The sequence below is a fragment of the Microbacterium sp. M1A1_1b genome, assembly GCF_053345565.1.
The window spans coordinates 284,336-297,529 of record NZ_JBKFAJ010000002.1; the positions used below are offsets into that span (position 1 = coordinate 284,336).

The window sequence follows — 13,194 nt, forward strand, 5'->3', positions numbered from 1 at the left end:
TGGGACACCTGGGTCAGTGTCCCGTGAGCGCTCACATTAGCCCGCGTGTCCACCGTGCGCCAGCCCTTTCGTCGCGGTGTGGATACCGGTAGCGTTGCAGTCAGGTGAGCGCTCACTTTTCGTGACGGGGTGCCACCGAAGCCGCCGGGTCCGACCCGGCAGTCGCCGCTGGGCCCACCCGGCGGCACCCGACGACCGATCGAAGGAGATCCATGCCCCGCACACACCTCGTCCTCGACGCCGCCTTCACCGTGGGGCCGGTGCGCCGGCGGCTGTTCGGCGGGTTCGTCGAGCACCTCGGACGACACGTCTACGACGGCATCCACGAGCCCACGCACAGCACCGCCGACGAACACGGCTTCCGCAAGGACGTCATCGAGCTCGTCAAGGAGCTCGGTGTCACCACCATCCGCTACCCCGGCGGCAACTTCGTCTCCGGCTACAAGTGGGAGGACGGCGTCGGCCCGGTCGACCAGCGCCCGCGCCGGCTCGACCTGGCCTGGCACTCCACCGAGACCAACGAGGTCGGCCTGCACGAGTTCCAGCAGTGGCTCGACTCGGTCGACTCCGAGCTGATGCTCGCCGTCAACCTGGGCACCCGCGGCACCGAAGCCGCCATCGAGCTGCTCGAGTACGCCAACATCCCCGGCGGCACCGCCCGCTCCGAGGAGCGCAAGCGCAACGGCCGCGACGAGCCCTTCGGCGTCACGATGTGGTGCCTCGGCAACGAGATGGACGGCCCGTGGCAGCTCGGCCACAAGAACGCCGACGACTACGGCAAGCTCGCGGCGATGACCGCCAAGGGCATGCGGCAGATCCAGCCCGACCTCGAGCTCGTCATCTGCGGGTCCTCCGGTGCGTCGATGCCGACGTTCGGCGAGTGGGAGCGCACCGTGCTCGAGCACGCGTACGACGACGTCGACTACATCTCCGCGCACGCCTACTACGAAGAGGGCGACGACCTGGCCACCTTCCTGGCCTCGGGCGTCAACATGGACCGCTTCATCGACACGGTCACCACCGCCGCCGACCACGTGCAGGCGCACAAGAAGTCGGACAAGCGCATCGACATCTCGTTCGACGAGTGGAACGTGTGGTCCATCTCGAAGTGGAACGAGATGCAGAAGGAGTTCACGATCGACGAGTGGCCCGTCGCCCCGCGCCTGCTCGAGGACATCTACACCGTGGCGGACGCCGTCGTCGTCGGTGGCCTGCTCATCTCGCTCCTGCGCCACGCGGACCGGGTCGCCTCGGCGTCGATCGCGCAGCTCGTCAACGTCATCGGCCCGATCATGACCGAGCCCGGTGGCGAGGCCTGGCGCCAGACCACGTTCTTCCCGTTCTCGCTGACGTCGCGCCTGGCACACGGCACCTCGCTGCAGGTCATCGCGTCGGGCGACACGGTCGACGGCGGCACCTACGGGCAGGTTCCCGTGGTCGACTCCGCCGCCACGATCGAGGACGGCAAGGCCGCGGTGTTCCTGGTGAACCGCCACCCCTCCGAGAGCACGACGGTCACCATCGACCTGTCCGGGCTCGACGTCACGGGCGACGTGCACGCCGAGGGGGTGTGGGACGACGACCTGCACGCCGTGAACGACCTGTCGAACACCTCCCGCGTGGGGCTGCGCACGAACGACAGCGCTCGCCGCGAGGGTGACACCGTCACGATCGAGCTGCCGCCCGTGTCGTGGACGGCGCTGTCGATCGGCTAGTCAGCCGGATCGCGCTCAGCACGTCGGACCGCGCGTGGTGGGTCGGGTTTCCCGACCCACCACGCGCGTTTCCACTTCCCGGGGCGGGGCGGCCCGGGGCGGGAGGGGGCGGTGGGCCGGCGCCCCACGGGACGGGAGGCCCGGTGCCAGGCCGCCACGAGCCTCCCGTCCGCACCGTGCTCGGTTCGCGCCCCGTGCGAGCTTGCTCGGCTGGTGCGGCGAAACAAGCGCGCACCGGGCAGCCAACCCTGCACACGGGACCGACCTCGCACCGTGCGCGCTCAGCGCGCCGGCGCCGCCGTGCTCGCGCGCTCGACGAGCCGCACCGGCACCAGGTCGGTCACCGCGTCGACGGTCTCGCCGTCGATCTGCGCCAGCAGGGTCGCGACCGCGCGCTGGCCGACCTCGTCGAAGGACTGGTGCACGGTGGTCAGCGGCGGCCAGAACGAGTCGGACTCCGGCGAGTCGTCGAAGCCCACCACGCTCAGCGACGCGGGCACCCCCCGACCGAGCTCGTGGCACGCGCGCAGGATCCCGAGCGCGGTCTGGTCGTTCGCGGCGAACACCGCGGTGATCTCCGGCCGCGTCGCGATCTCGAGCCCGGCACGGTAGCCGGATGAGGTGTTCCAGTCGCCGTGGAACACCGGCGGCACCGTGCGCCCGGCCTGTTCGAGCGTGGCCTGCCAGGCGGCGAGCCGACGTGCGGCGGAGTACGACGACGAGGGGCCCGCGACGTGCCAGACCGTGTCGTGGCCCAGGTCGAGCAGGTGCTGCGTGGCCTGCCGTGCGCCGTCGGCCTGGTCGGTGTCGATCGCCGGGTGCTCGCTCGTGCCGGTCGAGTCGACGACGACGACGGGCACGCCGTCGGGCAGCGCGACCTCGGCGGTGTCGATGACGTGCGACTCGATGATGATCACGACGCCGTCCACGGCCTGTTCGTGCAGGCGTGAGAAGGCCGAGCGGACGCCTTCCTCGGTGCGCGAGGCCATCGGCAGCAGCGTGATCGTGAAGTCGGCGGCACCGGCGGCGTCGGCGATGGCCTCGAGCGTGCGCATGTTGCCGAACGACGCCAGCGTGAACATGATGACGCCGATGGTGCGGAAGCGGCCGGAGCGCAGTGCCCGGGCGGCGCGGTTCGGTCGGTAGCCGAGCGAGGTCATCGCGGTCTGCACCCGCAGGCGGGTGTCGGGGCTGACGTTCTCGAACCCACGGGCCACGCGCGACACGGTCTGCATCGAGACGCCGGCGGCCTCGGCGACAGCAGCCAACGAGGGCGCGCGCTTGGCACCGGGCGACAGCTCCGTCGTCACGATGATCCCTCTCGACAACTGCGGCAACCGTGCGGGGTTCCGAACGGCATCCTCGGACGCTAGCGCATGTTGACGTTGCCATGCTATCGTCTCGACGTTCGATGTTGACGTCAACATCGACGGCACCCGAACGCAGCAGACAAAGGAGTCCCATGAGCACGCTCGCAGCGCGCACGGCACCGGCGGCCTCGCCGGCATCGCCTCCGCGACGGCGGCCGAAGCCCCGAGGCCGCTACACCGGCTGGCTCTTCGTCGGACCGTTCGTCGCCGTCCTGGTCCTCATGCTCATCGTGCCGATCGGGTACGCGCTCTGGCTCAGCCTGTTCCGCGACCAGCTCGTCGGCGGCAACCAGTTCGTCTGGTTCGCCAACTACGTGCAGCTGTTCCAGGACTCGCAGTTCTGGACCGGGTTCGGCCGGGTCGCCGTCTTCCTGGTGATCCAGGTGCCGATCATGCTCGGCCTGGCGCTCGTCGCGGCGCTCGCCCTCGACAGCGCCCGTCTGTGGGGGACGAGCTTCTTCCGCATCGCCGTGTTCCTGCCGTACGCGGTCCCCGGTGTCGTGGCAGCGCTGATCTGGGGCTTCATCTACGGCAACCAGTTCGGCCTGACCGGGGCGGCGAACGACGCCCTCGGCATCGACCTGCTGCAGCCGTTCAGCCCGACCTGGGTCCTGACGTCGATCGGCAACGTCGTCACGTGGGAGTTCCTCGGCTACAACATGCTGATCTTCTACGCGGCACTGCGCACCGTTCCCGGCGAGCTCTACGAGGCCGCCGAGCTCGACGGCGCCGGCCCGCTGCGCACGGTGTTCTCGATCAAGCTCCCGGCCCTCCGCGGCCCGATGGTCATCGCCACGATCTTCTCGATCATCGGCAGCTTCCAGCTGTTCAACGAGCCGAACCTGCTGAAGACCCTCGCCCCGAACGTCATCGGCAGCTCGTTCACGCCGAACATGTACGCCTACTCGCTGTCCTTCAGCGGCCAGCAGTTCAACTACTCCGCCACCGTCGCGATCGTCATGGGCGTGATCACCGCCGTGATCGCCTACGTCGTGCAGGTCCGCGGCACCCGACAGGAGAACCGATGAGCACCCTGCAGGACCCGGCGACCGTGCCGGCCACGGTGACCGAGGCGACCACGACGCTCCGCGACGGCCGTGGCGGAGCGGGACGAGCCTCCAGGAAGGCGAAGCAGCCAGTCGACGGCCGGAAGCCGAAGCGCTCCGGGCTGCTGACCGCCGTGATGATCGTCTTCGTCGTCTACTCGTTCGCGCCGCTGTTCTACCTGCTGGTCAACAGCACGAAGACGCAGTCGTCACTGCTGAGCACCTTCGGACTGTGGTTCGGCGGGAACTTCAACCTGTGGCAGAACATCGTCGACACGGTGACGTACAACGACGGCATCTTCCTGCAGTGGTTCGGCAACACGCTGTTGTACGTCGTCGTCGGCGCCGGTGGAGCGACCCTGCTGGCCACCGTGGCCGGCTACGGCATGGCGAAGTTCTCGTTCCCCGGACGTCGCGCGGTGTTCGCCGTCGTCCTCGGCGCGATCGCGGTGCCCGGCACGGCGCTGGCCGTCCCGACCTTCCTGCTGTTCTCGCAGGTCGGCCTGACGAACACCCCGTGGGCGATCATCCTGCCGTCGCTGATCAGCCCGTTCGGCATGTACCTGATCTGGACCTACGCGGTCGACGCGATCCCCGCCGAACTGCTCGAGGCGGCACGCATGGACGGCGCGGGGGAGTTCCGGATCTTCTTCACGATCGCGCTCCGCCTGCTCGCACCCGGCGTCGTCACCGTGCTGCTGTTCGCGGTCGTCGCCACGTGGAACAACTACTTCCTGCCGCTGATCATGCTGAGCGACCCGAAGTGGTACCCGCTGACCGTCGGTCTGAACCAGTGGAACGCGCAGGCCACCGGCTCCGGCGCGCAGCCCATCTACAACCTCGTCGTCACCGGATCGCTCCTCACGATCATCCCGATCGTGGTGGCGTTCCTGTTCCTGCAGCGCTTCTGGCAGTCCGGCCTGGCGGCCGGTTCCGTCAAGGCCTGAGACCCGGACAGGAGGCTCGGGGCGACTCCGCCCCGTGCCTCCCGTCCACCCGCACCACAGCAGCACCACCCCCAACACGAAGAAGTGAAAGGCACCCCATGCACAAGCGCATCCGGCGCGGGCTCAGCGCCCTCGCCATCGGCGTCACCGCCGCCATCGCCCTGGCGGCCTGCGCCTCGGGCGGTTCGTCCGCCGGCGGCTCGTCGTCGGACATCGACTCCGCCCTGGCGAAGGGCGGCACGCTGACCTACTGGTCGTGGACCCCGTCCGCCAAGGCCCAGGTCGCCGCGTTCGAGAAGCAGTACCCCAAGGTCAAGGTCAAGATCGTCAACGCCGGCACCGGCGCCGACCAGTACACCAAGCTGCAGAACACGATCAAGGCCGGCTCGGGTGCGCCCGACGTCGCCCAGGTCGAGTACTACGCGATCCCGCAGTTCTCGCTCTCCGAGTCGCTGCTGGACCTGTCGAGCTACGGCTTCAACGACCTGAAGAGCAAGTTCGCGGCCAGCACCTGGAGCTCGGTCACGAACGGGGACAAGGTCTACGGCCTGCCCCAGGACTCCGGCCCCATGGCGCTGTTCTACAACAAGAAGGTCTTCGACGAGCACGGCATCGCCGTCCCCAAGACCTGGGACGAGTACGTCACCGCGGCCGAGAAGCTGCACAGCGCCGACCCGAACGCCTACATCGCGGCCGACTCCGGCGACGCCGGCTTCACCACGAGCATGATCGCCCAGGCCGGCGGCACCCCGTTCACCACGAAGGGCGACAAGGTCTCCATCAACCTCGCCGACTCCGGCGTGCAGAAGTGGACCAAGACCTGGAACCAGCTCGTCGAGAAGGGCCTGCTGTCCAAGACCGTCGGCTGGACCGACGACTGGTACAAGCAGCTCGGCAACGGCGAGATCGCGACCCTGATCACCGGCGCCTGGATGCCCGGCAACCTCGAGGCGAGCGTCGCCGACGCGTCCGGCAACTGGCGTGTGGCACCGATGCCGACCTACGACGGCTCGAAGGCCGCCACCGCGAACAACGGCGGCAGCGCCGAGGTCGTCATGAAGCAGACGAAGAACCCGGCCCTGGCCGCGGGCTTCCTGAAGTGGCTGAACTCGTCGAAGGAGTCCACGAAGGTCTTCATGGAGTCGGGCGGGTTCCCGTCGACCACCGCTGACCTGGAGTCGTCGTCGTTCCTCAACGAGGAGCCGTCGTACTTCGGTGGCCAGAAGATCAACGAGGTCCTGGTCGACGCGTCCAAGGCGTCGGACAACGACTTCACCTACCTGCCGTACCAGGTGTACGCGAACAGCGTCTACGCGGACACGGTCGGCCAGTCCTACGAGAAGGGGACGTCCCTCGAGTCCGGGCTCAAGGCCTGGCAGGATGCGCTCGTGAAGTACGGCAAGCAGCAGGGCTTCACGGTCTCGACCAAGTAGTCCCGCCAGCACTGACACCGGGGAGGGCCGCACGGACGACCGTGCGGCCCTCCCTCCATGACGAAGGAACCACACCATGCGCTTCGCCATCGGCGACACCGACTTCCTGCTCGACGGCGAGCCGCACCGGGTCCTGTCCGGCGCGATCCACTACTTCCGTGTCCACCCCGACCTGTGGGCGGACCGGATCCACAAGGCCCGGCTGATGGGCCTGAACACCGTCGAGACCTACGTGGCGTGGAACGCGCACGAGGCCACACCCGGCACCTTCGACTTCACCGGGGGACTCGACCTGGGACGCTTCCTCGACCTGGTCGCCGCCGAGGGCATGCACGCCATCGTGCGCCCCGGCCCCTACATCTGCGCGGAGTGGACCAACGGCGGGCTGCCGTACTGGCTGTTCACCGACGGCACCGTGGGCATCCGCCGCGACGAGCCGCAGTTCCTGGCCGCCGTGTCCCGCTACCTCGACGCCCTCGCGCCGATCCTGGTCCCGCGGCAGATCGACGCCGGCGGGCCGATCGTGCTCGTGCAGGTCGAGAACGAGTACGGTGCGTACGGGTCCGACCCCGTGTACCTGACCAAGCTCGAGGCGATGCACCGTTCGATCGGGCTGACCGTCCCGTTCACGAGCGTGGACCAGCCGATGGGCACCATGCTCGAGGACGGGTCGCTGCCGTCGCTGCACAAGACCGGGTCGTTCGGGTCCCGTTCCGCTGCGCGGCTGGAGCGTCTGCGACAGGCGCAGCCGACCGGGCCGCTGATGTGCTCGGAGTTCTGGGACGGCTGGTTCGACAGCTGGGGCGAGCACCACCACACCACCTCTGCGTCCGACAGCGCCGCCGACCTCGACGTGCTGCTGGCAGCCGGCGGGTCGGTGAACGTCTACATGTTCCACGGGGGCACGAACTTCGGGTTCACGAACGGCGCGAACGACAAGGGCGTGTACCGGCCGATCGCGACGTCGTACGACTACGACGCTCCGCTCGACGAGGCCGGTCGCCCCACCGCGAAGTTCCATGCGTTCCGGGACGTCATCGCCCGGTACGCACCGGTGCCGGAGCTGCCGGCGTGGATGGAGCCCGGTGCGTCTGACATGTCCGGCACGTCGGGCGGGTCGGGCACGTCGGGCACGTCGGGCGGGTCGGGCCTGGAGGCCCCGGTCGCCCCCGCCACGGACCTCGCCGTCCGGCTCGACCGGTCCACCCCGCTCCGTGCGCTGCTGCCGCAGCTCACGTCGTGGACCACGCACGACACCGTCCCCACGTTCGACGAACTCGGAGCGGCATCGGGCTTCGTGCTGTACCGCACCGAGGTCGACCTGCCGTCGGGCGGCGTCCTGACCGTCGGCACCGAGGTCCGCGACCGCGTCGTCGTCAGCGTCGACGGGCGACCCGTCGGTGTCCTGGAGCGCGAGCACCACGACCGGGCGATCGCACTGCCGCCCGTCACCGGCACGCTCGAACTGCTGGTCGAGGACCAGGGCCGCGTCGACTACGGCCCGCGCATCGGCGAACCGAAGGGGCTGATCGGCGGGGTCGCCGTCGACGGTGTCCCGCTGGAACGCTGGTCGGCGTCGCCGCTCGCACTCGACCCGATCGCACCGGTTGCGCTCGTCGCACTGCGCGAGGCGCCGGTGTGCGAGGGTGACGAGCTCGCCGGGCCCGTCGTGGCGATCGGGTCGTTCGACCTGTCCGACGTCGCCGACCGGTTCCTGGCCCTGGACGGGTTCCGCAAGGGTGTTGCGTGGGTCAACGGGTTCTGCCTCGGACGCTTCTGGTCGCGTGGCCCGCAGCACACCCTGGCCGTCCCGGGACCGGTGCTCCACCAGGGCGAGAACGAGGTCGTCGTGTTCGAACTGCACGCCTCGGCGTCGCGCACCGTCTCGTTGCGCGTCACGCCGGACCTGGGGCACACGGAGTCCTGACAGCGGGTCCGGGGTCGCCGGCCCGCACCTCAGGTCGAGCGTGCGTGTGCCCAGTCCCGGACCTGCAGCAGCGCTTGACGTCGCCATCGCCACAGCGGCGCGGTCTTCGTCCCGTCGTCCCGGTACGCGGGCGCGAGCATCCAGAGTTGCCGGCGACGCTGGCGGCCGGCCGCGTCCTGCCACTCCACGAAGCAGTCGTCGAGCACCGTGGTGATGCCGGCGCGCGGAGCGGTCCACGAGACCAGGAACCCGTCGTACCGCAGGGTGTCGTCGTCCAGCCGGATCGCGACCCGGGGCAGTCGGATGCACAGCCAGACGCCGCCGACCACGAACGCGACGCCGAGGACGGCGACGAACGCCCGTGCCGAGGCGCCGGGGACGAAGGCCACCGCGCCCACTGCGAGCCCGGTGCCGACCAGGACCGGCCCGAGCACCACGGCGGTCACCACCCGTTGCCACCGTGGCGCGCGGATCGCGGTGCTCATGCGGGAACGGCGAGGGTCTCGGTCACGCTCACGATCCTGCACCCCTGCGATCACGCGGCGGTCAGATTGCGCGGCGATCAGCTCGGGGGCGTCGACTCCATGACGTTCGCACCGGCGATGAACTGCCACGCGGCGTCGGCCCGCACGGCGGTGAAGGTGAGCACACCCGCGCTGTCGGGCACCACGAGCGTGGGGTCGGCGTCAGGGGCCTTCGCGAGTCGCCACGACAGCTGCACGACCGCGACGTCGGGCGCGACCTGGTGCTCGTCCACCCTGGTCGTCGTGAGCGCAGCGCCGCCCAGGCGGCTGGCGAACGCCGCCCGGTGGCCGTGTTCGATCCCCGACCGGCCGGACATGCGGATGCCGTAGATGTTGACGAACTCGGCATCGTCGGCGAACAGGGCAGCGAGTGCCCGGGCGTCGCCCTGGTTGAAGGACCGGACGAACGCGCGGGCCAGCTCGCCGGGACGGCTGTCGTCCGTTGCCGCGCGCGACGTCGAGGTGGACGTCGGAGCGTCGGGCACAGGGGACGCGGCGCAGCCGGCCAACCCCAGGGCGGAGACGATCAGGGTGGAGAGCGCGGTGGCCCGGACGACGGTGCGTGGCGTGGACATGGTCCCCCTCTGCTCGGATACTGTATTTCACAGTATCACCGGGGGGATCACGGGTCCAGCGCGTCCAGCGCGCGTTCGGCGACGCTGTTGCGGAGTCGGGCGGCCCGCCTCGCCCGGCGGATCGTCGGGCACATGACGACGGCAGCCCGTCGGGCCCCGTCACCAGATCGTGACCGTGCGCCTGTCGAGCTGCCGTCTGGCGTCGCGCCTGGCCGGCGCGGACGCTCACTTGCCGTCGAGCGCGTCCTTGGCCTTCTCGGTCTGCATGCGACCCTCGCCCATGACCTGGTCCTTCTGGCCCTGGTGCTTGAGCTCGGCGTCGTCGGTGTGCTCGCCGACGGCCTCCTCGACCTTGCCGACGATCTTCTGCGTGGCGTCCTTGGCCTTGTCTCCGAGCGACATGGTGGTTCCTTCCGGTGGGGGCATCACCGGGGACCCGATGGTGTGTCTCGGACAGTACGTGCACCCCTGTACCCCGCTCCCCAGGTCCGCGACGTGGACGGCGGAGCATGCTGATGGAACGGATGTCGTCCCAGCCCCGGACCGATCATCGGAGAACACGTGCACATCACCCGCCGCAACCTCCTCGTGGGGCTCGGTGCGCTCACGCTGCCCGCTGCCCTGGCGGGGTGTGGCTTCGTGCCGCAGGACACGGGTGGGCAGGCCGACGCGGACACGCTCGCCTTCACCACCTGGGGGACCGACGCCGAGCTCGCCGGGTTCCGTACCGCCATCGCCGCGTTCCAGCGTGCGTATCCCGGACGACGGGTCGCGTTGAACGCCGTCCCGTACGAGCAGATGTTCACGAACATCGACGCGCAGCTGCAGGCCGGCAACCCACCCGACGTCTTCCGGGTGCCGTACTACTCGTTCGGCGCCTACGCCGGGCGCGGGCAGTTGCTGGACCTGTCGCGGTCACTGAACGCCAGCGTGGGTGACCGGTTCACGGAGACGGCCTGGGCGGCAGTGCAGTCCGACGGTCGCCCGTTCGGTGTGCCCCACCACACGGACACGTCCGCGATCCTGGTCAACACCGACCTGATGCGGAAGGCCGGCATCACCGACCTGCCCCGGTCGGTGGACGAGGCGTGGACCTGGGACGAACTCGGCGACGTCGCGGGGAAGCTCCGCAACGGGCTGCCCGACGACGTCTACCCGTTCGCGTACAACTGGCAGGGCAACGGCGTGACCCGGTGGCTGAGCCTGCTGTTCCAGGCCGACGGGGCGTTCCTCGGGACCGACCAGAAGACCCCGCGGATCGACAGCGCAGCCGGCCGCGATGCCGTCGCCTTCGCCAAGAAGTTCTTCGACGAGCGGTGGGTGCCCGCGAACGACTCGATCAAGTCGGCGACCTACGCCAGTGACACCTGGTACCGCCAGCGGGTCGCGATGGTGTGGTCCGGAGCGTTCCAGATCCCCGACGCGGCGTCGACGCTCGACTTCCCGTGGACGGCCACCTACGCGCCCCGTCGTGACCGCGGTGGCAGCGACTTCGGCGGGAACGCGCTGGTCGCCACCGCGCAGACCACCAAGCCCGACCTGGCCGCCTCGTTCCTCGACTTCATCACCCGTCGGCCGCAGATGCAGGACTTCTGCCAGCGTGCGTCGCTGCTGCCCACCCGCCGCGACCTGGTCGACGGGGGACTGCGGTTCCGCGTGCGACCCGAGCTGACGGACGTGTTCGTCGACCAGGCCTCGGTCATCCAGCCCGAGGACGTCGCCCAGGTGGCCTCGCCCGACATGGCCGCCATCATCACCGTGCTGCAGAACGGCATCGAGGACGCGCTCGTCGGTGGCGTCGGAGCCGCCGAGACCGTCTCGCGCCTGCAGCGGGGCATCGCCGACGCCACCGGAGGCACCGCATGACCGCCGCGACCGATCGCCCGCTGCCGACGCGGCGGCCACGACGCTCCCGTTCCGCGCGACACGAGGAGCGGGCCGCGTACGCGTTCATCGCCCCGAACATGGTGCTGCTGGCGCTGTTCGTGCTCGTCCCGCTGGTCGGCGCCTTCGTCATCAGCTTCCAGCGCACGAACGGGTTCGGTGCCGCGGACTGGGTGGGGCTGGACAACTACCGACGGCTGCTCGGCGACGCGCTGTTCTGGCGGGCGCTGCTGAACACCGTCCTGTTCACGGTCCTGGTCACCCCGATCTCGATGGGGCTCGGTCTGCTCGCGGCACTGCTGCTCAACTCGGTGCTGCCGGCACGCGCGCTGTTCCGGTCGCTGCTCATCATGCCGATGGCCGTGTCCGGCGTCGCGACCGCCCTGATCGGGGTGCTCGTGTTCGACCAGAACTCGGGCGTGCTGGACGCGCTGCTCGGACTGGTCGGCGTCTCGCCCGTGCAGTGGCAGTCCGACCCCACCGCGGCGTTCGCCTCGGTGGTGCTCGTCACGATCTGGTGGCGCATCGGGTTCAACATGCTCATCTACCTGGCGGGTCTGCAGGGCATCGGACCGGAGCTGCCCGAGGCCGCCATGCTCGACGGCGCTGGCTGGACCCGGCGATTGCGCTCGGTGACCGTCCCGTTGCTCGGGTCGTCGACGTTCTTCCTGACGGTGCTGAACGTCATCTACTCGTTCCAGGTGTTCGACATCGTGTTCGTGCTGACCGGGGGCGGGCCGCGGAACGCGACGTCGGTGCTCGTCACCTACGCCTACGACACCGGGTTCGTCACGCGCGACCAGGGGTACGCGGCGGCGATCGGCATGGTGCTGCTGGTGCTGGCGATCGTGTTCGCGATCGCACAGTGGCGCGGCAGCCGCAACCGGGACCTCGCAGGATGAGCGCCCGCGCACGCCAGGCCCGCATCGGCCTCGCCGCCCGCACGGTCCTGGCGATCGTCGTGGCGGTGGTCATCATCGCGCCGCTGTACTGGATGGTCGTCGTCGCGTTCTCGCCACGCTCGGAGTTGCTCGGCGGCGTCGTGCGGTTCTTCCCCCGCACGCTCACGCTCGACAACCTCGACCGGGTGTTCGCGTCGTTCCCGGTCGTCGAGTGGCTCGGTAACTCGACCGCCATCGCGGTGTCGGTCGCCGTCCTGACGACGGCGATCAGTCTGCTCGCCGGGTACGCCTTCGCCCAGCTGCGGTTCCGCGGGTCGACCGTGCTGTTCTTCATCGCCCTGGCGACGCTCGCGGTGCCCGTGCAGGTGATCATGGTGTCGCTGTTCCGCATCGTCACCGGGATGCACCTGTACGGCACCTACTGGGCGGTGATCCTGCCGAGTGCTGCGTCGGCCTTCGGGGTGTTCCTGGCCCGGCAGTTCCTGCTCGGGATCCCGAAGGAGCTCATCGAGGCGGCGCGCATCGACGGGGCCGGGCACGCGGGCGTGTTCTTCCGCATCGTCCTGCCGATGGCCCGACCGCTCATCGCCGTGCTGTTCTTCATGAGCCTGCTGCAGGCGTGGAACGACTTCGCCTGGCCGCTGATCGCGCTCCGCGAGAACCGTCTGTTCACGCTGCCCATCGGGTTGCTGTACCTGCAGGGGCAGTTCAACTCGGACTACGGCGCCACGATGGCGTTCGCCCTGCTGGACGTGGTGCCGATCGTCGTGGTGTTCCTGCTGTTCCAGCGGTGGTTCGTGCAGGGCTTCGCGCGGAGCGGGATCCGGTAGCGCCGGGCGTACGAGGCGTGCACCCTGCGCCACGCGTCGGA

Annotated in this window: 12 protein-coding genes; 8 read left to right on the top strand and 4 right to left on the bottom strand. The window is 69.7% G+C overall.

Annotation, left to right across the window (positions count from 1 at the left end; all coding sequences use genetic code 11):
• Positions 1 to 212 precede the first annotated feature (212 nt).
• Positions 213 to 1,715 carry an arabinosylfuranosidase ArfA gene (gene arfA, locus ACLBWP_RS05955; protein WP_243562436.1) on the top strand — a complete coding sequence of 501 codons (1,503 nt, stop codon included), beginning with the start codon at positions 213 to 215 and terminating at the stop codon, positions 1,713 to 1,715.
• 281 nt (positions 1,716 to 1,996) lie between these two features.
• Here arfA and ACLBWP_RS05960 read toward each other — a convergent pair whose 3' ends face one another.
• Positions 1,997 to 3,025, bottom strand: coding sequence for a LacI family DNA-binding transcriptional regulator (locus ACLBWP_RS05960; protein WP_447654473.1), 1,029 nt, complete (start codon positions 3,023 to 3,025; stop codon positions 1,997 to 1,999).
• A 152-nt stretch (positions 3,026 to 3,177) separates the two neighbouring features.
• Between ACLBWP_RS05960 and ACLBWP_RS05965 the strand changes: the two genes are divergently transcribed.
• The 4 genes from ACLBWP_RS05965 to ACLBWP_RS05980 all read left to right on the top strand — a co-directional run bounded on the left by ACLBWP_RS05965 (position 3,178) and on the right by ACLBWP_RS05980 (position 8,438).
• Positions 3,178 to 4,113 carry a carbohydrate ABC transporter permease gene (locus ACLBWP_RS05965; RefSeq protein WP_243563025.1) on the top strand — a complete coding sequence of 312 codons (936 nt, stop codon included), beginning with the start codon at positions 3,178 to 3,180 and terminating at the stop codon, positions 4,111 to 4,113.
• Positions 4,110 to 5,078 carry a carbohydrate ABC transporter permease gene (locus ACLBWP_RS05970; protein WP_374202523.1) on the top strand — a complete coding sequence of 323 codons (969 nt, stop codon included), beginning with the start codon at positions 4,110 to 4,112 and terminating at the stop codon, positions 5,076 to 5,078. Before ACLBWP_RS05965 ends, ACLBWP_RS05970 begins: the two co-directional genes overlap by 4 nt.
• A 98-nt stretch (positions 5,079 to 5,176) precedes the next feature.
• A complete protein-coding gene (locus ACLBWP_RS05975) occupies positions 5,177 to 6,511 on the top strand; it encodes an ABC transporter substrate-binding protein (protein WP_447654474.1) in 1,335 nt (444 codons plus the stop codon).
• Between the two features lie 76 nt (positions 6,512 to 6,587).
• A complete protein-coding gene (locus ACLBWP_RS05980) occupies positions 6,588 to 8,438 on the top strand; it encodes a glycoside hydrolase family 35 protein (protein WP_447654475.1) in 1,851 nt (616 codons plus the stop codon).
• A 29-nt stretch (positions 8,439 to 8,467) separates the two neighbouring features.
• Here the strand turns inward: ACLBWP_RS05980 and ACLBWP_RS05985 are convergent, their stop codons facing one another.
• From ACLBWP_RS05985 to ACLBWP_RS05995, 3 genes are all read right to left on the bottom strand, one after another.
• A complete protein-coding gene (locus ACLBWP_RS05985; protein ID WP_243563028.1) occupies positions 8,468 to 8,923 on the bottom strand; it encodes a hypothetical protein in 456 nt (151 codons plus the stop codon).
• Between the two features lie 77 nt (positions 8,924 to 9,000).
• On the bottom strand, positions 9,001 to 9,537 hold the full coding sequence (locus tag ACLBWP_RS05990) for an SgcJ/EcaC family oxidoreductase (RefSeq protein ID WP_447654476.1): 537 nt from the start codon (positions 9,535 to 9,537) through the stop codon (positions 9,001 to 9,003).
• A 225-nt stretch (positions 9,538 to 9,762) separates the two neighbouring features.
• Positions 9,763 to 9,939 (bottom strand): CsbD family protein, encoded by a 177-nt coding sequence (locus ACLBWP_RS05995; RefSeq protein WP_447654477.1) that lies wholly within the window; start codon positions 9,937 to 9,939, stop codon positions 9,763 to 9,765.
• Between the two features lie 159 nt (positions 9,940 to 10,098).
• On the opposite strand from ACLBWP_RS05995, the gene ACLBWP_RS06000 reads away from it, so the two are divergent.
• From ACLBWP_RS06000 to ACLBWP_RS06010, 3 genes are read left to right on the top strand one after another with little or no spacing between them, the layout of a single operon-like run.
• Positions 10,099 to 11,403, top strand: a complete 1,305-nt coding sequence (locus tag ACLBWP_RS06000) for an ABC transporter substrate-binding protein (RefSeq protein WP_447654478.1) — start codon at positions 10,099 to 10,101, stop codon at positions 11,401 to 11,403.
• A complete protein-coding gene (locus ACLBWP_RS06005) occupies positions 11,400 to 12,323 on the top strand; it encodes a carbohydrate ABC transporter permease (RefSeq protein WP_447654479.1) in 924 nt (307 codons plus the stop codon). Before ACLBWP_RS06000 ends, ACLBWP_RS06005 begins: the two co-directional genes overlap by 4 nt.
• Positions 12,320 to 13,153 carry a carbohydrate ABC transporter permease gene (locus ACLBWP_RS06010; RefSeq protein ID WP_447654480.1) on the top strand — a complete coding sequence of 278 codons (834 nt, stop codon included), beginning with the start codon at positions 12,320 to 12,322 and terminating at the stop codon, positions 13,151 to 13,153. Before ACLBWP_RS06005 ends, ACLBWP_RS06010 begins: the two co-directional genes overlap by 4 nt.
• Positions 13,154 to 13,194: the final 41 nt, after the last annotated feature.